The organism is Elusimicrobium minutum Pei191, assembly GCF_000020145.1.
Classification (GTDB): Bacteria; Elusimicrobiota; Elusimicrobia; order Elusimicrobiales; family Elusimicrobiaceae; genus Elusimicrobium; species Elusimicrobium minutum.
Genome location: NC_010644.1, coordinates 1,595,079 through 1,619,880, shown reverse-complemented (window position 1 = coordinate 1,619,880; position 24,802 = coordinate 1,595,079). Strand labels below are relative to the sequence as shown.

At 41.0% G+C, this 24,802-nt stretch carries 24 protein-coding genes; 9 read left to right on the top strand and 15 right to left on the bottom strand.

The window, feature by feature from the left end:
- The first annotated feature begins 6 nt into the window (after positions 1 to 6).
- From EMIN_RS07790 to EMIN_RS09585, 3 genes are all read left to right on the top strand, one after another.
- Positions 7 to 2,526: an ATP-dependent Clp protease ATP-binding subunit gene (locus tag EMIN_RS07790; RefSeq protein ID WP_012415687.1), complete on the top strand. Its 2,520-nt coding sequence runs from the start codon at positions 7 to 9 to the stop codon at positions 2,524 to 2,526.
- Between the two features lie 112 nt (positions 2,527 to 2,638).
- Entirely contained in the window at positions 2,639 to 3,700 is a 1,062-nt protein-coding gene (gene recA, locus EMIN_RS07785; protein WP_012415686.1) for a recombinase RecA, read from the top strand.
- Between the two features lie 86 nt (positions 3,701 to 3,786).
- Positions 3,787 to 4,266: a type IV pilin protein gene (locus tag EMIN_RS09585; RefSeq protein ID WP_012415685.1), complete on the top strand. Its 480-nt coding sequence runs from the start codon at positions 3,787 to 3,789 to the stop codon at positions 4,264 to 4,266.
- 249 nt (positions 4,267 to 4,515) lie between these two features.
- On the opposite strand, the gene atpC is transcribed toward EMIN_RS09585, so the two are convergent.
- The 13 genes from atpC to EMIN_RS07715 all read right to left on the bottom strand — a co-directional run bounded on the left by atpC (position 4,516) and on the right by EMIN_RS07715 (position 15,670).
- Positions 4,516 to 4,923 (bottom strand): ATP synthase F1 subunit epsilon, encoded by a 408-nt coding sequence (atpC, locus tag EMIN_RS07775; protein WP_012415684.1) that lies wholly within the window; start codon positions 4,921 to 4,923, stop codon positions 4,516 to 4,518.
- Positions 4,924 to 4,934: 11 nt separating this feature from the next.
- Entirely contained in the window at positions 4,935 to 6,389 is a 1,455-nt protein-coding gene (gene atpD / locus EMIN_RS07770; RefSeq protein ID WP_012415683.1) for a F0F1 ATP synthase subunit beta, read from the bottom strand.
- An 11-nt stretch (positions 6,390 to 6,400) separates the two neighbouring features.
- Positions 6,401 to 7,312, bottom strand: a complete 912-nt coding sequence (gene atpG, locus EMIN_RS07765; protein ID WP_012415682.1) for an ATP synthase F1 subunit gamma — start codon at positions 7,310 to 7,312, stop codon at positions 6,401 to 6,403.
- A gap of 107 nt (positions 7,313 to 7,419) precedes the next feature.
- Entirely contained in the window at positions 7,420 to 8,358 is a 939-nt protein-coding gene (rfaD, locus tag EMIN_RS07760; protein WP_012415681.1) for an ADP-glyceromanno-heptose 6-epimerase, read from the bottom strand.
- A gap of 39 nt (positions 8,359 to 8,397) precedes the next feature.
- Entirely contained in the window at positions 8,398 to 9,936 is a 1,539-nt protein-coding gene (gene atpA, locus EMIN_RS07755) for a F0F1 ATP synthase subunit alpha (RefSeq protein ID WP_012415680.1), read from the bottom strand.
- A 12-nt stretch (positions 9,937 to 9,948) separates the two neighbouring features.
- Positions 9,949 to 10,476 (bottom strand): ATP synthase F1 subunit delta, encoded by a 528-nt coding sequence (gene atpH, locus EMIN_RS07750; RefSeq protein ID WP_012415679.1) that lies wholly within the window; start codon positions 10,474 to 10,476, stop codon positions 9,949 to 9,951.
- Position 10,477: 1 nt separating this feature from the next.
- Positions 10,478 to 10,975, bottom strand: a complete 498-nt coding sequence (gene atpF / locus EMIN_RS07745) for a F0F1 ATP synthase subunit B (protein ID WP_012415678.1) — start codon at positions 10,973 to 10,975, stop codon at positions 10,478 to 10,480.
- A gap of 17 nt (positions 10,976 to 10,992) precedes the next feature.
- Entirely contained in the window at positions 10,993 to 11,214 is a 222-nt protein-coding gene (gene atpE, locus EMIN_RS07740) for an ATP synthase F0 subunit C (RefSeq protein ID WP_041691585.1), read from the bottom strand.
- Positions 11,215 to 11,255: 41 nt separating this feature from the next.
- Entirely contained in the window at positions 11,256 to 12,002 is a 747-nt protein-coding gene (atpB, locus tag EMIN_RS07735; RefSeq protein WP_012415676.1) for a F0F1 ATP synthase subunit A, read from the bottom strand.
- Positions 11,962 to 12,201, bottom strand: coding sequence for an AtpZ/AtpI family protein (locus EMIN_RS07730; RefSeq protein ID WP_041691288.1), 240 nt, complete (start codon positions 12,199 to 12,201; stop codon positions 11,962 to 11,964). Before EMIN_RS07730 ends, atpB begins: the two co-directional genes overlap by 41 nt.
- Before the next feature lie 135 nt (positions 12,202 to 12,336).
- Entirely contained in the window at positions 12,337 to 12,879 is a 543-nt protein-coding gene (locus tag EMIN_RS07725) for a nitroreductase family protein (protein ID WP_012415675.1), read from the bottom strand.
- A 9-nt stretch (positions 12,880 to 12,888) separates the two neighbouring features.
- Positions 12,889 to 14,247: a UDP-N-acetylmuramoyl-L-alanine--D-glutamate ligase gene (murD, locus tag EMIN_RS07720; protein ID WP_012415674.1), complete on the bottom strand. Its 1,359-nt coding sequence runs from the start codon at positions 14,245 to 14,247 to the stop codon at positions 12,889 to 12,891.
- Entirely contained in the window at positions 14,231 to 15,670 is a 1,440-nt protein-coding gene (locus EMIN_RS07715; protein ID WP_012415673.1) for a UDP-N-acetylmuramoyl-L-alanyl-D-glutamate--2,6-diaminopimelate ligase, read from the bottom strand. Before EMIN_RS07715 ends, murD begins: the two co-directional genes overlap by 17 nt.
- A gap of 26 nt (positions 15,671 to 15,696) precedes the next feature.
- Between EMIN_RS07715 and EMIN_RS07710 the strand changes: the two genes are divergently transcribed.
- The 6 genes from EMIN_RS07710 to EMIN_RS07685 all read left to right on the top strand — a co-directional run bounded on the left by EMIN_RS07710 (position 15,697) and on the right by EMIN_RS07685 (position 22,050).
- Positions 15,697 to 16,467, top strand: coding sequence for a TIGR02757 family protein (locus EMIN_RS07710; protein ID WP_012415672.1), 771 nt, complete (start codon positions 15,697 to 15,699; stop codon positions 16,465 to 16,467).
- Between the two features lie 70 nt (positions 16,468 to 16,537).
- Positions 16,538 to 17,605 carry a Gfo/Idh/MocA family protein gene (locus tag EMIN_RS07705; RefSeq protein ID WP_012415671.1) on the top strand — a complete coding sequence of 356 codons (1,068 nt, stop codon included), beginning with the start codon at positions 16,538 to 16,540 and terminating at the stop codon, positions 17,603 to 17,605.
- Positions 17,606 to 17,610: 5 nt separating this feature from the next.
- A complete protein-coding gene (lpxB, locus tag EMIN_RS07700) occupies positions 17,611 to 18,759 on the top strand; it encodes a lipid-A-disaccharide synthase (RefSeq protein ID WP_012415670.1) in 1,149 nt (382 codons plus the stop codon).
- Entirely contained in the window at positions 18,756 to 20,204 is a 1,449-nt protein-coding gene (locus tag EMIN_RS07695; RefSeq protein WP_012415669.1) for a RelA/SpoT family protein, read from the top strand. Before lpxB ends, EMIN_RS07695 begins: the two co-directional genes overlap by 4 nt.
- A gap of 13 nt (positions 20,205 to 20,217) precedes the next feature.
- Positions 20,218 to 20,595, top strand: a complete 378-nt coding sequence (locus EMIN_RS07690; protein WP_012415668.1) for a zinc ribbon domain-containing protein — start codon at positions 20,218 to 20,220, stop codon at positions 20,593 to 20,595.
- A gap of 120 nt (positions 20,596 to 20,715) precedes the next feature.
- On the top strand, positions 20,716 to 22,050 hold the full coding sequence (locus tag EMIN_RS07685; RefSeq protein WP_012415667.1) for a peptide MFS transporter: 1,335 nt from the start codon (positions 20,716 to 20,718) through the stop codon (positions 22,048 to 22,050).
- A 294-nt stretch (positions 22,051 to 22,344) separates the two neighbouring features.
- On the opposite strand, the gene EMIN_RS07680 is transcribed toward EMIN_RS07685, so the two are convergent.
- Entirely contained in the window at positions 22,345 to 23,526 is a 1,182-nt protein-coding gene (locus EMIN_RS07680) for a tetratricopeptide repeat protein (protein WP_012415666.1), read from the bottom strand.
- Positions 23,526 to 24,800 carry a serine--tRNA ligase gene (serS, locus tag EMIN_RS07675; protein WP_012415665.1) on the bottom strand — a complete coding sequence of 425 codons (1,275 nt, stop codon included), beginning with the start codon at positions 24,798 to 24,800 and terminating at the stop codon, positions 23,526 to 23,528. Before serS ends, EMIN_RS07680 begins: the two co-directional genes overlap by 1 nt.
- Positions 24,801 to 24,802 lie beyond the last annotated feature (2 nt).

Genomic DNA, 24,802 nt, shown 5'->3' with positions numbered 1-24,802 from the left:
TTTAAAATGGCAAAAAGATTTACGGAAAGAGCTCAAAAAACAGTTTTAATAGCGCAAGAAGAAGCAAAAAGATTTAACCACGATTATGTGGGCACCGAACATTTGCTTTTGGGGCTGGTATCTATTGAAGACAGCGCCTCTTACAAAATGTTATCAAGCCTTGGCATAGGCTATAAAAGAGTGCGTGCCGAAATAGAAAAAATGGTCGGCATCGGCGATACAATAATGCTTGTAGGTGAAATTCCCTTTACGCCGCGCGCTAAAAAAGTTTTGGAATATTCTTTGGAAGAAAGCCAAAACGCCGGGGCGGATTATGTTGGTACCGAACATCTTTTATTGGGCATTATAAGAGAGGAAGAAGGCGTTGCTGTACGTATCTTAGACGGTCTTGGCCTCAGCCCCGAAACGATAAGGGAAGCGGTTATGGAAAACGCCGGCGGTTCAGCTGAGGAGGAGGAATCCTCTCATGAGCCCGAATATAATGAAGACCCTACCTTAACGAGACCTGATTTTAGCCGAAAAGTAAAAACCAAAACCCCTCTTCTAGATGAATACGCAAGGGATTTAACCGCTTTAGCCGTAAAAGGCGAGCTTGACCCCGTTATCGGACGTGATGAGGAAATTGAGCGCATTATCCAAATCCTTGCCAGGAGAACAAAAAACAACCCCGTTTTAGTGGGTGAGCCCGGCGTAGGTAAAACAGCCATAGTTGAAGGTATAGCCCAGCGCATAGCGGACGGCGATATTGAGGACGTTTTGCAAGGTAGAAGGGTTTTAAGCCTTGATTTGGCAAGCGTTGTTGCCGGTACAAAATACAGAGGTGAATTTGAACAAAGATTAAAAGGTCTTATTTCCGAGCTTGAAAAAAATAAAGAAAATATTATTTTTATTGACGAGCTGCATACAATTATAGGCGCGGGCGCTGCCGAAGGATCAATAGACGCATCTAACATGTTAAAACCCGCCTTGGCAAGAGGCGCCGTGCAATGTATAGGTGCTACTACTTTTGACGAATACAGAAGGCATATTGAGTCAGACTCAGCCTTAGAACGCCGCTTTCAGCCTGTTGTGGTTGATCCGCCCAGCGTAGAAGAAACTATTAAAATTTTAAATGGCGTTAAAGAAAGTTATGAAGCTCACCACAAAGTAATTTTTACAGAGGATGCCGTTAAATCCGCAGCCGAAATATCCGACCGATATATTACAGACCGCTCTCTTCCCGATAAAGCGATAGACTTGTTTGACGAAGCCGGCGCCAGGGCCAGAATTAAAAACTCCGTCACTCCCAAAGAGCTTAAAGAAAAACAAAAAGAGTATGAAGCGGCTGTAAGGGAAAAAGACGAAGCTATAGAAAAGAAAGAATTTGAAAAAGCTTCCCGCGCTAAAGAAACGCAGGAAAGGCTTCGCAAATATATTGAACATTTAAAAGAAAAGTGGAATAAAGAAAAGGAATCGCAAAGGCCCGAAGTTACCGCAGAGGATATCGCGTTGGTGGCGTCTAAATGGACGGGTATTCCCGTAACCCGTTTAACGCAGAGCGAGACGGAAAAAATCCTTAATATGGAAGAATATATGCACCAAAGCATTGTCGGGCAAGACGAGGCTGTTCACCTTGTTTCACAGGCTATAAGACGTTCCCGCACAGGTTTGGGCAACCCCAAAAAACCGATAGGCGGCTTTTTGTTCCTTGGCCCTACCGGCGTAGGGAAAACGGAACTTGCCAAAACTTTAGCCTCATTTATGTTTGGTGACGAGGACGCCATGGTACGTATAGATATGTCCGAATATATGGAAAAGTTTGCTGTTTCCCGCCTTATAGGGGCGCCCCCGGGATATGTGGGTTTTGAAGAAGGCGGACAACTTACAGAGGCGGTTAGAAGAAGACCTTACAGCGTTGTTGTTTTAGACGAGATTGAAAAGGCGCATCCTGATATTTTTAACATTTTATTACAGGTATTGGACGAAGGCACTTTAACGGATAATTTGGGCCATAAAGTAAGCTTTAAAAATTCTGTCATTATCATGACTTCCAACGTCGGTGCAAGGGAAATAAGCAATAAGGGCAGTTCATTAGGATTCGCCCCTAAAACGGACGAAAAAAAAGAACATCAGACAATGAAGTCTAGCGTCATGGAAGAAGTTAAAAAGACTTTTAACCCCGAGTTTATTAACAGAATCGATGAGATTGTTGTTTTCCACTCTTTAACAAGGGAACAGCTTGGTAAAATTTTGGATATTAATCTTAAAAAAGTTACCGAAAAACTTGAGGACAGAGAACTTAAAATAGTTCTTTCCGAAGCGGCCAGGGACTTTCTTATAGACAGAGGTTATGACCCTAAATACGGTGCCAGGCCGATACTCAGAACCTTGCAAAGAGATTTGGAAGACCCCCTTGCCGAAGATATTTTGAAAAAAGATTATCCTAACGGTACAACCATAACCGCGGACTATGACGAAAGAGAAAACAAACTTTTCTTTAAAGCTAAAACTTCGCATAAAACTCCGCCGGCCGAAAAGGTGCGGTAAAAAACAGTTGCGTTATTTTTGAAAAGAATGTTATAATAGAACAAAAGATAGAACGATTTAATCCGTTTTATCAAAAGCAGGGATATAACAAGAGCAGTTAACAGGAGATTTTATGGACGCTAATAAAGCAAAAGCTTTGGAACTTGCCATGAGCCAAATTGAAAAAAGTTTTGGTAAAGAGGCTATTTTAAAATTAGGCGCGGGCAGCATTAAAAAAATTGACGCTATTTCCACGGGCGCGCTGTCTTTGGATTTAGCTCTTGGGGTAGGCGGCGTTCCCAGAGGGCGCGTTATTGAAATTTACGGTCCTGAAGCGGGCGGTAAAACAACGCTAAGCCTTCATATAGCGGCGCAAGCCCAAAAAAGCGGCGGCGTGGTTGCTTTTATTGACGCGGAGCACGCGCTTGACCCTGTTTACGCCAACAGCATAGGCGTTGATGTGGACGAGCTTTTTGTTTCGCAGCCCGACTCCGGCGAGCAGGCTTTGGAAATAGCTGAAAAACTTGTGCGCAGCGGCGCAATTGATTTAATTATTATCGATTCCGTGGCGGCCTTAGTTCCCAGGGCGGAAATTGAAGGGGAAATGGGTGACGCCCATGTAGGTTTACAGGCAAGGCTTATGTCCCAGGCTTTAAGGAAGCTTACCAGCCTTTTAGCGAAAACAAAAACAAGTATAATTTTTATTAACCAGATAAGACAAAAAATCGGCATAATGTTCGGCAATCCGGAAACAACGCCGGGTGGCCTTGCTTTAAAATTTTATTCCTCAGTGCGTATTGACGTAAGAAAAATTGAAAACCTTAAAAAAGGCGATGAAATTATAGGCACGCGCGTGCGTGCTAAAGTTACAAAAAATAAAGTAGCCCCGCCTTACAGACAGGCTGAATTTACTATGCTTCACGGTGAAGGTATTTCAAGAGAGTCCTGTATTTTAGATATGGGCGTTCAAGCCGGCATAATTGAAAAAAGCGGCAGCTGGTTCTTATACGGGCAGGAAAAACTGGGCCAGGGCGCTGATAATGCCAGACAGTATCTTAAAGATAACGCCGAGCTCGCGCAAGAGTTGGAAGACAAATTAAAAGAAAAATATTTAGGCCATCATTTTGAAAAGAAAGAGGAAGGGAAAGAAGATTTTCCCGCCGCGGCGCCTATAGTTAAAAAAGGCAAAAAATAAAAAATTGTTTTTTATGCTTTTAAAAACCCCGTAAAATACGCGGGGTTTTTTGTATACTATTTTAGAAGATAAAAAGGAGTTTCCATATGAAAAAAGGATTTACGCTAATTGAGCTTTTAGTGGTTGTTCTTATTATCGGTATATTAGCCGCGATAGCGCTGCCGCAATATCAAAAAGCCGTGGAAAAATCCAGATCGGCGGAGGCTCTTATCCTTTTGAAAGCTATATATGAATCTGCTGAAAGATATAATTTAGCTACAGGATTGTGGCCCCAAAGTTCTGAATGGGATGTGCTTGACATCTCTTTAGACAATCTGGCTACCGGAACATATTCCGGCTATATAACAAGAGATTCAAAGAATTTTCAATACATAATTGTTAATGACACTATTTCCATACAGCCTTTTGATAACAGCTGGGCTATAGGCAGGGCATATCCCGGATTTGCGTATTCCGATGAAGCTGTGCGTTATTTCCGCTGTATTCCTAAAAATGAAAAAGGGGAGAAGTTTTGCAAATCTCTTGGCTGGACAAAGCAAGCTAACGGATGGTATTTGGATAATTAAAAAATATTTAATTTTTATAATAAAAAGGCAACTGACGGGGGATATTCTTTTAAAGAGATAATTTGCTGCGCCGCGCTTAAAACGGATAAAAAAGACGCTGATATTTGCAAAACTTACTTGAAAGAACCCGCACAACAAGCCATAACAGATATAGAATGAATTGAGAATATAAGGTTTAGCGAACATATTATTGTAAGCATAAAAAAACACCCCGTATAAAATACGGGGTGTTTTTTTTATTTTGTAAAGTTACATTTTACGTTTCTTCATTTTCATTTTCAAAATTTGCGTTTTTAATTGTATCTCGGCAAGTTCAATGTCAATGTCCGCGTCTTGCGATGAAAGCGCTTTTTTTGCTCTTTCAAGACGCTGTTTTTGCTCCTCGCTTTGTTTTTCCTCAGATAAAGAAGCTTCGGAAGCAAAAACGTCAATATGGTCTTTAAACACTTCAGCAAAACCGTCTATAATGGCAAATTCTTTTTCTTCCCCGTTATTTTTAAAACGTACAAAACCCGGCATTAAAATGACAACGCTGTTTACATGCCCGGGCAAAACACCCATTTCACCCTCAAAAGCGGGAAGGGCAACAAAGTCAGCCTCCTGGTTTTGAACTATAGGGCGTTCGGGCGAGATAAAAGAAAATGTAAGCTTTTTCATCGTTTTTTACCTTATCTTTTTTCTTCTTTAGCGGGTTTGGCGGGCTCAGATTTCTCTTCGTTTTCGCCTTTGCTTACTTTAGCCAAAACGTCCTCTATACCGCCGCACATAAAGAATGCCTGTTCGGGAATATTGTCATAATCGCCGTTTATTAAACCTTTAAAAGCTTTAATGGTGTCCTCAAGTTTAACATACTTGCCCGGCCTGCCGGTAAACTTTTCGCCCACGAAGAAAGGCTGCGATAAAAAGCGCTGTATTCTTCTTGCTCTAGCTACAATCTTTTTATCTTCGTCGCCAAGTTCGTCAATACCTAAAATAGCGATTAAATCTTGCAAATCTTTATATCTTTGTAAAATTTTGCGTACGCCTTGCGCCACTTGGTAATGTTCTTCACCCAATACTCTGGGGTCTAAAATTCTGGAAGTTGATTCCAAAGGATCAACAGCGGGATAAATGCCTAGCTCAACTAAAGAGCGGGACAAAACGGTAGTGGCATCCAAGTGGGTAAATGTGGAGGCTACGCCAGGGTCAGTCAAGTCGTCAGCGGGCACGTAAACGGCTTGAATTGAGGTAATAGAACCCTTGTTTGTTGATGTAATACGTTCCTGCAACTGTCCGATTTCCGTATTAAGAGTGGGCTGGTAACCTACGGCCGAAGGCATACGCCCGAGAAGGGCGGAAACTTCGGAGTTGGCCAAAACATAGCGGAAAATATTATCTAAAAACAACAGCACGTCCTGTCCTTTTTCATCTCTGAAGTATTCGGCCTGTGTTAAGGCTGTTAAAGCTACTTTCGCTCTCGCGCCCGGGGGTTCGTTCATCTGTCCGAAAACTAAAACTGTTTTATCTAAAACGGTGCTGCCGTCGGCAAGTTCCGCTCCTTTCATGTCTAACCACAGGTCGTTGCCTTCACGGCTTCTTTCCCCCACGCCGCCAAACACTGAGCTGCCGCTGTGCTCGCGGGCAACGTTGTTAATAAGCTCCATAATAAGAACTGTTTTTCCTACGCCGGCGCCGCCGAATAAACCTACTTTGCCGCCTTTCATGTAAGGGGCCAAAAGGTCAACTACTTTAATACCAGTTTCAAAAATTTCGGGCGTGGTTTTCTGTTCTTCAAGAGTAGGCGGCTCGCGGTGAATAGGCATCTTTTTATCGGTTTTTATTTCACCCGCGTAATCTATGGGGGCGCCCAATACGTTCATAAGTCTGCCTCTGCAGCCTTCACCGACGGGGACTCTCAATACGTCCTCTGTGTCAACGGCTTCTACGCCGCGAGCAAGACCGTCTGTCGGGGAAAGAGCCACTGCTCTTACAGTATTGTCTCCAAGCTGCTGGGCAACTTCAGCCACGATTTTTTGTTCGCCGAATTTGATTTCCACGGCGTTATTAATCTTAGGCAACGCGCCGTCTTTAAACTCAATATCAATAACAGGGCCGATAACCTGTGTAACTATACCCGTATTCATAAAAAAACTCCTTATTTATTTAAAGCTTCAACCGCACCGACAATTTCGGTAATTTCGTTGGTAATGCTGGATTGTCTTACTTTGTTAAGTTTTACTTTTAAAGTATCAATAATTTCGCCCGCGTTTTTACTGGCGGAATCCATGGCGTTCATACGCGCGGCAAGTTCCGCCGCCTGGCTTTCAAGCAAAATCCTGTATAGGCCGGCTTTTATATGGCGGTAAAGCAAAAGCTTAAAAATCATTTCTTTGCCCGGTTCAAATAAAAAGCCGTGTTCTTCTTCGCCAAATTCAGTATGCCCTTGTGCGATTTCAAAGTCAAAGGGAATAAGGCGCTGGTTTTCCAATTTCTGGCTGCCCATAGATTTAAAATCGTTATAAAGCACCCTTACTTCGCACAAATCAAGTTTTAAAAAGTTGTTTATAATTTCCTCACCCAGAATGTCGGCGTGCACATAACCCACTTTTGGGAAAATGCCTACGGCGTCATAAACAATATGGACATTGGGCTGTTTGAGTCGGCTTAAAAAATCACGCCCTTTTTTGCCGATAATAAAAAAATAAATATTTTTATCTTGGTTTTCTTTAATAAAGTTAAGCGCCGCGCGCAGCAAAAGCGCGTTAAAGGCGCCGGCCAAACCCTTATCAGCAGTTATAAATAAAACTCCGATGTTTTTCTTTTCCATATCGGGTTTTTTAAAAAATTTGCTTAAATCAGGGTCTTTAAAAGAATTGTTTTCGTCCAAAATATCCTTTCTTAAATCGTCTATAACGCCTTCAAGCCCTAAAGAGAACGGCCTCGCGTTCAGCATGGCGTTTTGAGCCTTTTTTATACGCGCGGAAGAAATCATTTTCATGGTAACCATTACTTGCTGCGTTGACTGAACGCTTTTTATATTATCTCTTATATCTTTCAAGCTTTCCATATTAAAATCCCGGATATTAATAAAAATTATTTTTTGTTTCCGCTCTCCTTAAAAAGCGCAAATAAAAAATAAAAGGGCCCCTTTTGCCCCTAAGGGGCCCTTTAAAACTATTTCTTTACCGCAGGCTGCACAGGTCTTTTATTTAAAATCTGCACATATTCCTCAATGCCTTTTTCAAGGTTGTAATCAGGTGTATATCCTATTTTCTGGTTAGCCAAAGTTAAATCCGCTTCGGTTTTTAATTGGAAAAAAGGATACGGGTTGTCAATATAATCGGGCTGTAAATTAAGGCCCGTTTCTTTATTTAAACAGGCAACAACGTCGTTATATGTTCTGGGCGTGCCGAACCCTACGTTTACTACACAGCTTTCTTTAGCCGTAAGCGCGCAAAGGTTAGCTTTTACAACATCTTTAATGTAAACGAAATCTCTTTGTTGTTCACCCATTTTAAAGATTTTTGGGTTTTTACCCGCTTTCATTTGATTATAAAGCTGGTATATCATGCTTGCTGTGTGTCCTTTGTAATATTCACCGGGGCCGTAAACATTAAAATAGCGAAGGCCTACAATAACCATATCCTGGTGGTCCGAGGCAAACTCGCGCGCGACATTATCCATAACAGCTTTGGAAAAGCCGTAAACGTTTTCCGGCATGGGAACCTGCGTCTCCGTCATAGGGCAGGGGTTTTGTCCGTATGTGCCCGCGGAAGAGGCATAAACAACCCTTTTAATTTCATTGCTGGCCGCGAAATGAAGAACGTTTTTAAACGCCTCAACATTCATTTCCATCATTAATTTTTGGTCATGGATAGTTGTGTCCGTAATGGCTGCTTCATGGAAAATAGCGTCAAAGTAAACATCTTCCGGCATGAATTTAAAAACATCGGCCGCTGTTACATCCCCTTTAAAACCTAAAAGGTTTTTAAAATTGCCTGAGGAAAAATCGTCCATTATTGTTACTTCATGGCCCTGGTTTTGTAATTCAAAAGCGATATTGCTTCCGATAAACCCCGCGCCGCCTGTTACTAAATATCTTTTTTTATCCATTTTTGTTTACCTCTGTTTATTTTTTGCCGCTGTGTTAAGCTACTGCGCCGTACTGTGCGAGTTTTTAAAAACTTCACCGAATGCTGTTAAAGCCTCTTTTAATTTATTTGTAAGGTTTTCACTCATTTCGGGAGCGTTCTTAAGTTCTTCAAACAAATCTTTCTTTTCCGCTTTAAAGTAAGTAAGAAGCTGTTTTTCATACTCTTTAACCAAATTTACTTCAATATTGTCTAAAAATCCGTTTGTGCCGGCAAAGAATACCAAAACCTGCTCCTCAACCGGCATAGGAGTATATTGGTCTTGTTTAAAAAGTTCGTTTATTCTTTTGCCTCTTGTAAGCTGTTGCTGTGATTCTTTGTCCAAATCGCTGCCGAATTGGGAAAAAGCTTCCAATTCTTTATATTGGGACATATCCAAACGCAGTGTGCCGGAAACGCTTCTCATAATCTTTTTCTGCGCCGAACCGCCCACGCGCGATACGGAAAGACCTACGTTAACCGCCGGTTTCATACCGCTGTGGAAAAGACCGCTTTCTAAGTAAATTTGCCCGTCAGTAATTGAAATTACGTTTGTTGGAATATAGGCAGACATGTCGTTAGCCTGTGTTTCAATAATAGGCAGCGCCGTAATAGAGCCGCCGCCGTTTTTGTCAGAAAGTTTGCACGCGCGTTCTAACAATCTTGAATGCAAGTAAAAAACGTCGCCGGGATAAGCTTCGCGGCCCGGAGGTCTGCGTAAAAGGAGCGACATTTGTCTATAAGCCTGGGCGTGTTTTGATAAATCGTCATAAATAATAAGAACGTCGCGTTTATTCCACATAAACTCCTCAGCTATTGACGAGCCCGCGTAAGGAGCTATATATAAAAGGGAAGCCGGGTCAGCCGCGCTGGCAGATACGATTACAGTATATTCCATCGCGCCGAATTCCGTTAAGGTTTGCACAACCTGGGCTACCGTGCTTTGTTTTTGCCCGATGGCTACGTAAACGCAAAGCGTTCTTTGGTCTGCGGGCTGGTTTTTTTGATTTAAAATAGCGTCAATGGCGATGGCAGTTTTACCTGTCTGCCTGTCGCCGATAATAAGTTCACGCTGTCCTTTGCCTATAGGAACAAGTGAGTCAATAGCTTTTAACCCTGTTTGCAGAGGTTGTTTAACGGGCTGGCGTTCAATAACGCCGGGAGCTACAATTTCCAAAGGTCTTGAAGAGTTTGTTTTAATAGGGCCTTTGCCGTCTAAAGGCTTGCCTAAAGGGTCAACCACGCGGCCTAAAAGCGCGTCCCCAACGGGAACGTTGATAACTTGGCCGGTTCTTTTAACAGGGTCACCTTCTTGTATGGAGGAATCCTCCCCCATAAGCACGCAGCCGATATTGTCCGTTTCTAAGTTAAGGGCAAGGCCTTTTACGTTGTTGGGGAATTCCAAAAGCTCACCCGCCACGGCGTTTTTTAAACCATAAATGCGGGCAATACCGTCGCCAACTTGTAAAACGGTGCCAGTTTCGTTAATATCAGCCTGCGGAGTAAAGTTTGCTATCTTACTCTTTATAATGCTTGTAATTTCCTCTGCTTTTAAGGACATATGCAAAACCTCTTAATCTTGTAAAACTTGTTTTAATTTTTGTAAGTTATTTTTTGTACTTCCGTCTATAACATAATCCGCCGTTTTTATCTTAAGTCCGCTTATTAAGGTTTTATCCTGTTTAAAGTCAGCGTTAATAAAATTCGCCTTAAAATATTTTTTTAAGGATTCTATAACGGCGTTTTGCTGTTTATCATCCATTTCCCGCGCGCAGTAAACTTCCGCGCTTACCGTGTTTGTAAAGCTTTCTATTGTTTTGTTAAGGTCAATAATAATTTGGCCCAAAAGATTAAGCTTTTTATTGTCTATGAGTAAAAAAAGAGTGTTTTTTATTAAAAAATTATCCGTTTTTAAAGCGGAAGAAAGCGCTTGCTTTTTTTCTTTTTTAGGCACGGCGGGAGAATAGAAAAAAGAGCTGTTTCCTATAGCCAGATGTATTTCCTTAAGCTCAGCCAGCAGACTCGGTAAATCTTTTTTGTCCGCTAAAGAGCTTAAGGCGATACTGTATTTATGTGCTAAAATTCTGTCCGTGCTTTTCATATTAAGCCTTGTTAATAATATCTTTAACAATATTATCAACCAGCGCGGCGTCCGTTTTAGGGTCCGTTTTAACGCCGGCTATTTTGGCCGCCGCTTCAACGGCCATATCGGCAATCTCTTTTTTTACTTCTTTAAGAGCCTGATTTTTTTGCGCCTCAATTTCTTCTTTGGCGGTGGCAATCATACGCTCGGAGGAGGCTTGCGCGTCCTTTATCATAGCGTCTTTTTGCTGTTTGGCCAAGGCTTCTACCTGGGCCAGTTTTTCCTGCGCTTCTTTAGAAATATTTGAGAGGCGGACGTCAAGCTCTGCTTTTATTTTTTGCGCTTCGTCGCGCGCTTCCTGCGCGTCCTTTTTGTCTTGTGATATTTTATTCTCGCGCGCTTCCAAAGCCCCTATAATAGGCTTCCAAGCGAACTTGCCGAGCAAAAAGACAAGAAGCAAAAAGTTGACGATAGTCCAAAATATTAAGCCGTAATCCGGCGTAAGCAAAGCGTTCATTTGTTCACCTTTTTATATTATTTAAGTAATACGATAAGCAAGCAGACGATTAAAGCCACGAAGCCGATACCTTCAATAAGAGCTGAGGCGATAATCATGCTTGTTCTTATTGCGCCGCCCGCTTCGGGTTGTCTGGCCGTGCCTTCCATTGCCGCGGCGCCGATTTTACCGATACCAAAACCTACGCCTAAAGCTGTCAAGCCCGCGCCGATTGCGGCGCCTAAAAATGCCATACTCATGTCCATAGTGTGCTCCTCCTTTGAACTTCTTTATTAATAAATTAATGGTGTGCGTACGCTTCGCCGGCAAAGATTGCGGTTAAAAGCGTAAAAACATATGTCTGTATTAAAATAACCAAAACTTCCAACAAATTAACAAACAGCGAAAGCCCCGTGGAGGGTATTGCCGTAAAAATACCCGCGTACTTATTAATGGCGGTCATTATAAAAATTAAACAAATAAAGCAAATTATAACCATATGACCCGCTATCATGTTGGCGAAAAGACGAAGAGCAAGCGCGGCTGTTTTTGTAAAAAGCCCCAAAATTTCCAAAAAAAACAAAAGCGGTGCCAAAAACCAGGGGGTGCCTTCAGGCACAAAATGTTTAAGGTAACCCAAAAGCCCGTTTTGTTTTACGCCTAAAAAGATAATAAGTGAAAGAGATGTGAGCGCCATGCCTATAGTAACGGAAATGCTGCCCGTTATTGTGCGCATTTGCGGTATCATGCCTAAAGAATTAGAAAAAAGTAAAAATATAAATAATGTGCAAAAGTATGGCGTAAGTTTTTTGCCGTGTTCGCCAAAATTTGCCACAACAATTTCGTCTCGTATAAAAACAACAAGGCCCTCAATCGCCGTCATAAGCAATACGGGCCTGCGAAACTTTGCTATTAATGTAAAAAGAATAAACACTCCTATCGTTATACAAAACAGAGTGATAAGGTTAGACGATAACGGGATAACGCCAAAAAGTTTGTACGTTAATTTATGGTCTATGATGTGGTGGGTTAGAATCTCTTCTATCATCTTTCTGAACCTTTTCCTGTGCGGCCTTTATTATAAAGTAAAGTCCCGCAGCGAAGCCGACGCTGCTTAAAACTATTAAAAACAAAGGCAAAGTCCCCAACTTTTTATCCGCCCAATAGCCCGCGCCGCCGAACAGACAAACGGTTATAGCAAACTGCATGCCCAGCTGGGTGCTTATAAGAAAGTCTTTTTTATTCATTTTTACCTTATAAATTTTTACTGCTCGGTAGAATTATTGTACTATATTTTTACACTTTTTCCCAACATAAAAAACATGTTACTTTTATAATGCTTTTTTCTCTTGGAAAAATTTACTTTTAAATTATAATTTTTTTTATTGGAATTTGTTAAAAGAAATAATTTTTTCTGCCTCTTTTCGGGGTCTTGCGGGTATTTCTTCCGCGGGATACCCTAAGGAAATAAGCAGTTCAACTTTTTTGCCGCCGCCTAAATTTAAGTGTTTGGCTGCTTTTTTATCGTCAAACCAGCCTATTAAACAACTGCCTATACCAAGCTCCCAGGCTTGAAGCGCCATATTTTGGCAGGCTATGCCTTGGTCTATTAAATAAAACTCGGTTCTGCGTATCATGTTCCCTATTTGGCTTGTTAAATTGCCTTTGTCTGAAACCACGGCTATTATAACAGGCGCTTGTTTGGCAAACATTGTGTTTTTATAAATACCGGTAAAAACCGCGTCGCAAAAACTTTCTTTGGCTTGTTTTTCATTAAATACCACAAAGCGCCAAGGCTGCGAATTGCAGGCGGAAGGGGCCTGGCGGCCGGCTTCCAGAATCATATTTAATTTTTCCTGCTCAATGGCCTGCTCTGTGTATTTTCTTACGCTTCTTCTTTTTAAAATAGCTTCTGATACTTGCATAAATTCCCTCTACAAACTTTTATAAATTTGTTTAAAAAATTTGCCGCGTTCCTCAAAATTATTAAATTGGTCAAAGGACGCGCACGCGGGCGAAAGCAAAATGATATCCTCTTTTTGAGCGTTATTAAACGCGTATTCCACGGCTTTATCAATAGTGCCGCAAACATTAAAATATTTATAACCGGGTAAATCTTTTTTAATTTTCGCCGCGGCCTGGCCTACAAGCAAAACTTTTTTGCATTTTGTTTCTAACAGAGGCAAAAGAACGCCGTAGGGCGAACCTTTGTCCTGCCCGCCTAAAATCAGCCATGTTTTTTTTCCGTCGGGCATTGAGCGTAGCGCTATTATTGTGGAATCTATATTTGTGGCTTTGGAATCATTAATAAAGGAAATTCCTTTTTTTATTCCAAGCAATTCAATTCTGTGTTCAACAGTTTTAAATTTGTTAAAAGCCTGTTGTATTGATTGGGAATCAACACCCGCGGCTAAAGCTAAAAGACTGGCGGCCATGGCGTTTTCAACATTATGTATACCCGGCAGTTTTGGGGGGCTGATTCTTTCACCCGCGCTGAAAACAAGTTCATCTCCGTCGTAAAAGACGTGTGACCTTATTTGCTGTAAAGGAGTTGTGGCAAAACCGTAAAGTTTGGATTTAATATTTTTGGCGGCTTTTAAACAGTTTTTGTCCGCGCTGTTAATAACGGCGATATCTTTTTGTGTTTGGAATTTAAAAATTTTACTTTTCGCGTCTAAATATTTTTTAAAAGAACCGTGGTGGTCTATATGGTCAGGAGTTATATTTAGTATTGTTGCGGCGTAAGGTTTAAAGTAAGAACTGTCTTCTAACTGATAGCTGGAAACTTCCATCACAATTAAATCGTGCTGTTTTATTTCAGACATAACCTCAGCTAACGGGCACCCTATATTGCCCACGGTAAAAACATTTTTATTAAATTCTTTATTTTTAATAAATTGTTTAAGGATTTCCGACAGAAGCATTGTTGTCGTTGTTTTGCCGTTGGTTCCGGTAACAGCGAAAATACGGCAGCCTTTGGGAAGGAAGGAAATTGAAATTTCTATCTCACTGAAAATCGGAATTTTTTTATTTTTTATTTTTTTTAAAACAGGCATATTACTGCTTATGCCCGGGCTTTTAACAATAAAGCCGCAGTCCAAAATTTTATTCGTATGTCCGCCGGTTTCAACTTCAATGTTTTTATGCAGATTGCCCGGTATTTCTCTTTTTCCTCCGTCGCTTATCAGAACGGAAAACCCGTTTTCGGCAAGCAGCCGCGCCGCCGCCAGGCCGCTTTTTCCCATACCCAATACGCAGGCTTTTTTACCTTTAAATTTACTGCTTTTGAACATATCCAAGCTTCTCCAATTCGGTTTCGGCGGTTTCCCTGTCAGAAAAATGGATGGTTTTCCCGGCCAGGATTTGATAATCCTCATGTCCTTTGCCCGCAATTAACAAAATATCATTTTCTTTACATAAAGAGATACCCGTTTTTATGGCAAGCGCCCTGTCCTGCACTATTTCATAATTTGTATAGCCTTTCATGCCGTTTAAAATATCATTAAATATTTGCTGCTGGTCTTCCGTGCGGGGATTGTCATTTGTTAATAAAACGTGTGAACTGTTTTGGCATGCGGCCAAACCCATAAGAGGGCGTTTTGTTCTGTCCCTGTCGCCTCCGCAGCCGAAAACGGTAATGATATTCCCGTTTTTGTAAGGCTCTAAAGTTTCATAGGCTTTCATAAGAGATTCGGTTGTATAAGCGAAATCAACAAAAACGTAAAAAGGCTGCCCTTTGTTAACCCTTTGCATTCGGCCTGGTATGCCTTGCAGTTTGGCGATGCCTTTAAGGGCGGTTTGCAGATCCACGCCGTAAGCCATAGCGGCTTTAACGGCAAAAACAGCGTTGTAAAGATTGTGTTTGCCTAGTAAATTTATTGAAGCGCTTTCGCCTTTATAAGAAAAAGTTACTCCGTTTAAACTTTCTTTAACATTTTCCGCTTCCACTAAAGAAACGGGTATAAGAGTAGTTTTTGCTTTTATTTTATCTGCAAGTCTCAGTCCGTATTGGTCATCAATATTAACTATGGCTGTTTTTGCTGGTTTGGAGTTTTCTATTAAAGAATCAAAAAGTTTTTCTTTAGCGGCAAAATAATTTTCAAAATTTTTATGAAAGTCCATATGGTCACGCTGAAGGTTTGTAAAGAGAGCCACGTCAAAATTTAACCCAAAAACCCTTTTAAGTTCCAACGCGTGAGAAGAAACTTCCATTATAACTACCTTTGTGCCGGCGCTTCTCATTTTATCAATCATGTAATAAAGGTAAAGCGCGGCGGGAGTGGTGTTTGGCGCTTTGGCAAAAACCTCGCCGTTAATACGGTAGTTTATTGTGCCTATAACCGAGCACGGGATGCCCGCCTCATTAAAAATACTTTCTAAAAGATAGCTTATACTGGTTTTGCCTTTTGTTCCGGTAATTCCTATAAAAAACATATCATCGGAAGGGTTTTTATAAAATTTAACGGCGGCCTTAGCCATAGCTAAGTCAATATCATCAACCTGAAAATAAGGAACCGGATATTTTTTTTTGGCCGGCTCGGTTGACACCACGGCCACGGCGCCTTTTGAAACAGCGTCGTCAATAAAGTCATTCCCGTCAACTTTCGCGCCTTTTATGGCAAAAAAGATGTCGCCCGGCACCACGAGTTTGGAGTTTTGGGTAATTTCGCCGACTTCGACTTCACTGTCTGTATTAAAAAAATCTTTAAGTTTCATAATAAATCTCGTAAAATATAAAAAGAATGAAAGCAAATAAAAACAAATTAGATAGCCTATATAAAAAGTATAACAAAAAAAGTCTGGTAACCCCCGACCCTTTGCAATTTCTTTATAATTACCCTGATTTAAAAGACAGAGAAATAGCGGGGCTTATAGCCGCTTGTTTTGCCTACGGCAATGTAAAACAAATTATAAAAACCGTAGGGTTTATACTTTCTAAGATGGACGGGCCGTATTCTTTTTTAATGTCTGGCGGCGGAAAAGAATTTAATAAAACTTTTAAGGGTTTTAAATACCGCTTTACCACTGAGGAACAGCTTGTTAATTTCTTAACGGCTATAAAAAATACTATTAAAAAATACGGAAGTTTGCAAAACTGTTTTTTAGTTTGTTATGATGAAAGGCATTTAAATATTGAAGAGGCCTTGCGGGGTTTCGCGCGGGAACTGCGTTCTTACGGCCCTGTGGGCACGCTTGTCCCTGACCCGGATAAGAAAAGCGCTTTAAAAAGATTAAACCTGTTTTTACGCTGGATGGTGCGTAAGGATGAGGTTGACCCCGGCGGTTGGGATAAAATAAACCCCGCTAAACTTATTGTTCCTTTAGACGTGCATATGCACAGGCTTGCCCGTATGTTGGGGCTTACGGCCCGTAACCAGGCCGATATGAAAACGGCAGTTGAAATAAGCGCTTCTTTCGCTGTTTTTTGCAAGCACGACCCGATAAAATATGATTTTTGCATAACCCGTTTCGGCATACGTGATGACATGGATAAAGCCGAAATAGAAAAATAAAATTTGCTGCGGTTATACCGAGTATCATTTATATGATATAATGAAAAATAACGATTTACAGAGGTGGTTTATGGCTGACAATATAAAAATTGGCGTTATAGGCGCGGGTAAAATAGGCACATTTCATACCCGTACGCTTGCCAAAATGGAAGGTATGGAACTTGTGGGAGTTTGTGACCCCGACGCTCTGCGCGCGCAAAAACTCGCTTGGGAATATAACTGTACCCCATACACGAAATATGAAGATTTGGTTCCTTTGGTTGACGCTGTTGTTGTAGCGGCGCCTACACCCTTACACCATGAAGTAGGCATGTACTGCTTACGCCAAGGCGTTCACACAATGATGGAAAAGCCTATAGCCTCAAACATGGAGCAGGCAAAAGAACTTATTGCTCTTGCTAAAGAAAGAAAAGTTGTTTTGCAAGTAGGCCATGTGGAGCGTTTTAATCCCGCCGTTGTTGAGGCGATGAAATATATTAAAAACCCTAAATTTATAACAATTAACCGCCTGGGCCCTTATGACCCCAGGATGGCGGCCGTAGGCGTTGTTCTTGACCTTATGATTCACGATATTGACTTGCTTCTTACTATGATAGACAGCAAAATTATAAATATAGAAGCCACGGGGCTCAGCGTTTTTTCAAGCCAGGAAGATATTGCCAACGTAAGATTTACTTTTGAAAACGGATGCATAGCCGACGTTACAGCAAGCAGAGCCAGTTTTGAACGCGCCAGATATATGCATTTGTTTCAGGAAGACGCTTATATTTCCGTTGATTTTATGAACGCAGCCGTAAAAATGTATAAAAAAGAGAAACCAGTTATAACCGATTTAAAAGACATTACGGTTTTTTACCCGCAAGTTAACAAACAAATGCCCATAACTTCGGAACTTTTGCATTTTAAAGATTGTATTTTGAGCGCGGGAACGCCCGCTCCCAGCGGCGAGCGCGCAAGCATGGCTTTGGAAATAGCTATGCAGATTGAAGAAAAAATAAACAGGTACGATTTGCCTAAAGCGGCTACTACAGGCCCCGCTATGGCGCCTAAACCTTTAAAAGATATTGTTGACGTTGCCAGAGCGGCTAAAATTATTGTTGACGAAACTTTAGGCAGTATCCGCGGTAAAGGGGAATAGAACATATGCCTAACATTGTGCCTACAAGCAAAAATATTTTAGTTGTAGCGGGTGATGTAAGCGGTGATTTGCACGCAAGCAATCTTGTGCGTGAAATTAAACGCATTAATCCCAACGTAAAGATTACCGCTTTAGGCGGTAAAAGATTGAAAGAAACGGCGGATAATTTTTTATTTGATTTAGCTTCAAAAGGCGCAAGCGGCTTTGTGGCCCCTTTAGTTAAACTGCCGCTATGGATAAAACTTTTAAAAATGGTTCGCGGGTATTTGGATTCAGAACAGCCAGCGTGTGTTATAGTTGTTGATTTTTACGGTTTTAACTCGCAGGTTTTGGGCATGGCAAAGCACCGTAATATTCCTTGTTACTATTACGTAGCTCCGCAAGTTTGGGCAAGCAGGCACAACCGTACCAAAACCATAGCGTCCAGCACAAAAAAAGTTATTACAATATTTCCTTTCGAACCGGCGTTCCATGCCAAATACGGCAGCAACGCCGTATTTTTGGGAAACCCGCTTTTAGATATTGTTCCGCAGCCTAAAGAACATGTTTTTGACGGCACTTTCCGTTTGGGTATTTTGCCCGGCAGCAGAGTAGGCGAGTTAACGAAACACACTGATTTATTTTACAAAACATTTAAAGAAGTTCAAAAAATATTTCCCAATACAAAGGCGTATTTGTTTTGCGTGCCTGAGTTTAGCGATGAGTTTTACCTGTCTTTAATTAAAGACAGCAATCCGCAGGTTACGCTTGTGCGCGAAACGGACTATAAAGAGCGCGGCAACATGGATTTCCTTATAACCTGTTCCGGCACCGCCACTTTGGAAAACGCGCTTTTAGGCGTGCCTATGCTGGTAGCTTACAAAATGTCCTCCATCACTTTTAAGGTGGCTAAAGCGGTTATAAAAGTGCCCTACATATCGCTTGTTAATATTTTAGCGGGTAAAGAAGTGGTAAAGGAATTTATACAACATTTTGCCACGGCAAAAAATTTATCCGCGGAAGTTATGTCTTATTTCCAAAATCCGCAAAAAACAAAAAAAATGCGCGAGCAACTTTTGAACATAAGGAAAACATTGGGTGATCCGGGTGTTGCCAAAAGAGCTGCCGAGCTTATTTTAAACGACGTATTCGCTAACAAAAAACAGGTTTTATGACAAAAGAGGAAATGCTGGGGAAATTTAGGAGTTATAATCCGAACCAAGACACTAAACTTCTTGAAGAGGCCTATGACTTCGCTAAAAAAGCGCATGAAGGACAAAAACGCGCTTCCGGCGATCCTTATTTTGATAACCACTGCATGGCGGTGGTGGAAATATTGCTTGATCATAAACTTGATATGGAAACGCTTTGCGCGGGTATTTTGCATGATATTTTAGAGGATACTGAATATAAAGTAGTTGATTTGGAAAAGCGTTTCGGTAAAAATATTACGCATATGGTTCAGGGTGTAACAAAGATAAGCGATTTAAAATTTTCCTCTTCCGATGAAGAAACTGTTGAAAACTGGCGTAAAATGCTTGTAGCCATAGCAAAAGACGTGCGCGTTATTTTAGTTAAATTAGCTGACAGGACGCATAATATGCGCACTTTGCAATTTTTGCCCGACGCGGACAGAAGGAAAAGAAAAGCTACCGAAACTTTAAACCTTTACGCCCCTTTGGCGCAGCGTTTGGGTATGTTTAGTTTGAAAACGGAATTGGAAGATTTATCTTTTAAACACCTTTGTCCTTCCGAATTCGCCAAACTTTACGCGCAAGTTGAAAAAAGAACTAAAGACCGAGAAGGCGCCCTTAATTCTTTTAGAGAAAAACTTTCTAAAATTTTAGAAGAAGACGGCATCCCCTTCCGGCTTTTATCAAGGGCAAAAAACTATTATTCTATTTACCGTAAAATGCAAAAGCAAAATTTGACTTTTGCGCAAATCCAGGATTCTTTGGGCGTAAGAATTATTACCCAAACAGTGGCGGATTGTTACCGCGCTTTGGGAATGGTGCATTCCACATTCCGCCCTATAACAGGCTCTTTTACTGATTATATAGCCATGCCAAAAGTTAATATGTACCAAAGCATACATACCACTGTTATGCTTGAAACGGGCGACATTGTTGAAATACAAATAAGAACCGAGGAAATGCACAGAGTGTGCGAATACGGCATTGCCGCGCACTGGCGTTATAAAGTGGGCGCTACAAAAACAGATAAAAATTTTGACGAAAAGATAAACTGGTTAAGGCAGTGGATAGAGTGGCAGCAGGATTTAACCGCCCCCAGGGAATTTTTAGAAGGTTTTAAAACGGATATAACCTTGCAGCAGGTATTTGTTTTTACCCCGAAAGCGGAGGTAAAAAGCCTGCCGGAAGGCTCTACTCCTATTGACTTCGCTTACGCCATTCACTCAGATATAGGAGATAAGTATTGGGGCGCTAAGGTTAATAATAAAATGGTCCGCATGGATTATGTTTTTAAAACGGGTGATATTTGTGAAATTGTTACCAGAAATAACAGCGGCCCTAAATATGACTGGCTTGAAGTCGCCAAAACCGCGCACGCCCGTTCCCGCATTAAACGTATGCTTAGGGAAAAGGGCATACAGCTTTAATTAAGGATATAAAATGAATTCGGAACCTCAGCAGAACCGCCCTCCCGTTAACATTGAACAATCCGCCTTAGCCCAGGAAAAAGTTGCCTGTTGGAAATGCAAAAAACCTGTAGACAGGCAGGATAATTTTTGCAGGCATTGCGGACAGGGCCTTGGGGATAAAGCCCCTTGGTATTACCAGCATTACGGCATTTTGATAATAATACCCATGGTAGGGCCGCTGGCGCTTTACAATATAATAAAGTCACCGGTGATAAGCGTAAAAGCTAAAATTATTTATACCATAGCGACGCTGGCTTTCACTGCTGCGGTAGTATACGCGGTGTATTTTGTTTTTAATATGTTGTTTTCCTTAATTAACGGAACGATGACAGGGGCCATGTACATGTAGGTCCAATTCGTAGGACTTTTTTTTACCGTTCCCTTGCATCCTATTATTGTAAAATATATTTTAGCCAATTTATTTAGCGGCCTTTTAAACCGGCCCTAATCTATAGAAGACGGAGGTTCAATGTCACAAGACGCAGTAGCGCAAAAACAAAAACAACCTAAAGCTTTATATATGCTTTTTATGGTTGAAATGTGGGAAAGGTTCAATTACTATGGTATGAGAGCTTTACTTGCTTTATTTATGGTTAGCACTGTAATAGGATTTACAAAAGCCACCTCAAGTAAAATATACGGTATGTTTACCGCTTTAGTTTACTTAACCCCTGTAATCGGCGGTTATTTGGCCGATAAGTTTATAGGTAAAAGACACTCTATAACAATAGGCGCCATTTTAATGGCCATGGGCCAGTTCACATTAGCTTCTTATGAGCTTATTCCTGCAAGATTAGCCTTGTGCATCGGTTTAGTCTTAATTATTATCGGCAACGGTTTCTTTAAACCTAATATTTCCGCTATAGTCGGCGAATTGTATGAAGAAAACGACCCCAGAAGAGACGGAGGTTTTACCATTTTCTACATGGGTATTAACCTTGGCGCTTTTATAGCTCCATTTGTCTGCGGCACATTAGGCCAAAAAATCGCTTGGAAATACGGTTTTATGTCAGCCGGTATCGGTATGCTTATAGGTCTTGTGTGGTATTTGGTTTCACAGAAAAAGTTTTTAGGCGATATAGGTTTATACCCTGTAAGCAAAGTAACTACCTCTAACAAAGAAGAACTTAACAGACCTTTAACAAAAGAAGACAAAGACAAAATTAAAGCGATTTCCGTATTCGTGTTTTTTGCCGTGTTTTTCTTTGCTTTTTTTGAACAGGCGGGAACTTCACTTACCTTCTTCGCGGAAGAAGCTACAAGGCTTTACGTAAACCTTCCTTTCTTTGGGCAAGTTAAACTGGAATCTTCTTATTTCCAGGCTATTAACCCTATATTTGTTATCTTATTAGCTCCTATATTTGCCAAACTTTGGCTTAACTTAGGCGCTAAGAAAAAGGAACCCTCAATCCCCAATAAGTTCGGCTGGGGTCTTTTTCTCCAAGGTATCGGTTTTGCGGTTATAGCGGTAGGCGCCAGCTTCTTCTTAAAGGGCGGCCCTGTAAGTGCTATTTGGCTTATCGGCGTGTACTTTTTCTGCACCACCGGCGAACTTTGCTTAAGCCCTGTAGGTTTATCAATGGTTACAAAACTTGCTCCCGCTAAACTTATGTCACTCTTAATGGGTGTTTGGCTTATGTCAAGTTTCTTTGGAAACCTTCTTGCGGGCTGGTTGGCAAGCTTCTATGAATCATGGCAGCTTACAACATTGTTCTCCGTACCTGCGGTGCTCTCCATAATGTTTGGCGTAATTATGTGGTTAATGACAAACAAAGTAAAACGATGGATGCATGGCGTAAACTAAGTTTTAATAAAAAAAGCCCCGCCTGAAGGCGGGGCTTTTTTTGTCATAATGAGGGTTTGTACGGCGCAGGCAAAAAGACGGACGCTCTTTTCCCTGGCTTAAATTCCGTTTTATCTAAGAATAAGTTAAGCGGTTTGTTTAATATGGTAAGGAATATTGCATAATCTATGGGATGTTTTGTTGTTGCCGCACAGCTGCGCAAAGCTAATTTTTGTAATAAAAAACCCCGGGCTTAAGCTCGGGGTTTTTTACTATATTGACAATCTTCTTTTAATAGGGGTTTATTGCTGTATCTTAAAGAGGGGGCAGCGGGCCGAGCGCGGTTTCTTTGGTAAACGGGGTTTTTATAAATTTTTTAGCCTCGTCATTAAGCTCCCAGGTGTTTGGCATAGCTGTTACCATTCTATATGTGGATAAGGCTTTTTCCCTTTGCCCTAATGCGTCATAGCACTGTCCTAATCTTATTAAATTCCAAACCGCCCATCTGGTAGGTTCACTTTTGTTAAAAGAAATAGCTTTGGCGTTTTCAAATGTTTTTAATGCCTGTTCCCATTCTCCCTTAGCCATTTGCGCCGTGCCTATAGCGGTATACGAACGGGGAATATACATAGTTGTATAGAAAGGAGCAGCGCCTATTTTATTTATAAAAGTCTTGGCTTTTTTAATGACAATATCATAGTTTTTATTTTCAAATTCCGTTATAATTTCAACAAAAGGCATAAGCGGATTTGCCGGATATTTGTTGGAAACAGTTCTTATATACATAAGTGATTCTTGCGGGTTATAAAACTGTGAAAGCCTGTTATTATATATTTCAACTAACATAAGTTTTGAAGAGTCAGAGGTGAACTGTCCTTTTTCTTTGGAAATATTTAAATATTCAATGCCTTTTGTCTGATTCCCTTTTATAGCCACTATTTTAGCCAAAACTTTAATTACGGAAGGCAGCGTGCCCGTGTAATATTCATATATGCCAAGGCCGAAGTAGGCGTCATAAAATTCCGGGTCCGCTTCAAGCGCTTTTCGCATATAACTTATTCCCTTTTTGGCTGAAAAATATGCCGTAACCCAGTTTTTGTTGTCCATAGCGAACATGCCTTTTAACCCGTATGCTCCGCCCAGGGCCATAAAGGCGGTTGGATCTTTTGGGTTATCCTTAAGCCAAATGTTAATCCCGTTTATGGAAGAGGAAAGGACTGACTCAAAAATCTTTTTCTGTTCCGGGTCGCTTTTTTCAAATTCATAAGTAAACCTTCCCCAGGCTATAAGCATGTTGCCAAAATGAGCGTACGGGTGGTTGGGGTATTTTTGAAAAGCGATATCTATATTTTTTTGTGCGGTAGGAAAGTCCAGGTTATAGACCGCGCGTATGCCCGCGCCGCCATATTTGATAATGTCTTTTTCAATATCTTTCTTGTCTTGCGCGAATAAGGACACGCACAAAGTAAGAAAAAATATACTTAAAATTTTCTTCATTATTTTATTATATCTTTACCGAAATAAGGTCTTAATGCTTCAGGCACTATTACGGAGCCGTCTTCCTGCTGGTAGTTTTCAAGGATAGCGGCAAGAGCGCGGCCTACGGCTACGCCGCTTCCGTTAAGCGTATGGACAAACTCTATTTTACCTTCGGCATTTTTATAGCGTAAATTCATTCTGCGCGCTTGGAAAGAAGTGCAATTCGAGCAGGAAGAAATTTCGCGGTATTTGTTTTCGCTTGGCATCCAAACTTCTATATCATATGTTTTTGCCGAGCTAAACCCCATATCCCCCGTGCAAAGTTCAACAGTGCGGTAAGCTAGGCCTAAGCCTTTTAAAACATCCTCAGCGTCGGCAGTCATTGCTTCTAACAGGTTAAAAGAATCGTTTGAGTTTGATATCATAACAAGCTCAACTTTATCAAACTGGTGGTTTCGTATAAGTCCTCTGGTGTCTTTGCCGTAGGTACCCGCCTCTTTCCTAAAACAGGGCGTGCCTGCAGTAAGCTTTACGGGAAGTTCGGCTTCCTGCAAAACTTTACCCCTGTTCATGTTGGTTAAAGGAATCTCTGCGGTGGAAATTAAAAATTGTTTAGGCTCGCCTTCAAGGGCGTACATATCTTCCCTAAACTTAGGCAGCTGTCCGGTGCCTATTAAAATTTCTTCATTAACTATTGAAGGCGGCACAACTTCGGTATATCCTTTTTTTGCGTGCTTATCTAACATATAACTTATTAAAGCGCGTTCAAGCCTGGCTCCGTCACCTTTTAAAAGGGCAAAGCGGCTTCCGGATAATACAGCAGCCGTTTCAAAATCTAAAATGCCAAGTTTTTCACCCACGGCGTGGTGGTCTAAAGGTTTAAAGGAAAAAGAAGGCGCCGCGCCGTCTTTGCGGATTTCTTTATTATCTTTTTCATCTTTACCTATTGTTACCGAAGGGTCCGGCATGTTGGGGATATTAAGCATGGTATTACTAATCTTTTTTTTAATTTCCTCAAGCATGTTTTCTTTTTCGGACATACCTGTTTTAATCAAAGAAACTTCTTTCATCGCTTCTTCAGCGGCGGCAGGGTCTTTTTGTTTTAAAATGCCTACTGATTTAGAAAGTTCGTTTCTTTTTGCCCTCATATTTTCAACACTTGTTAAAAGTTCTTTATATGTTTTATTAAGCTCAGTTATTTCGCCAACTAAAGTAAGCAAGGCCGGATTTCTTGAAGCAAGAGATTTTTTTACCCCTTCTAAGTCATTTGCGAATAATTTAATGTCTAACATAG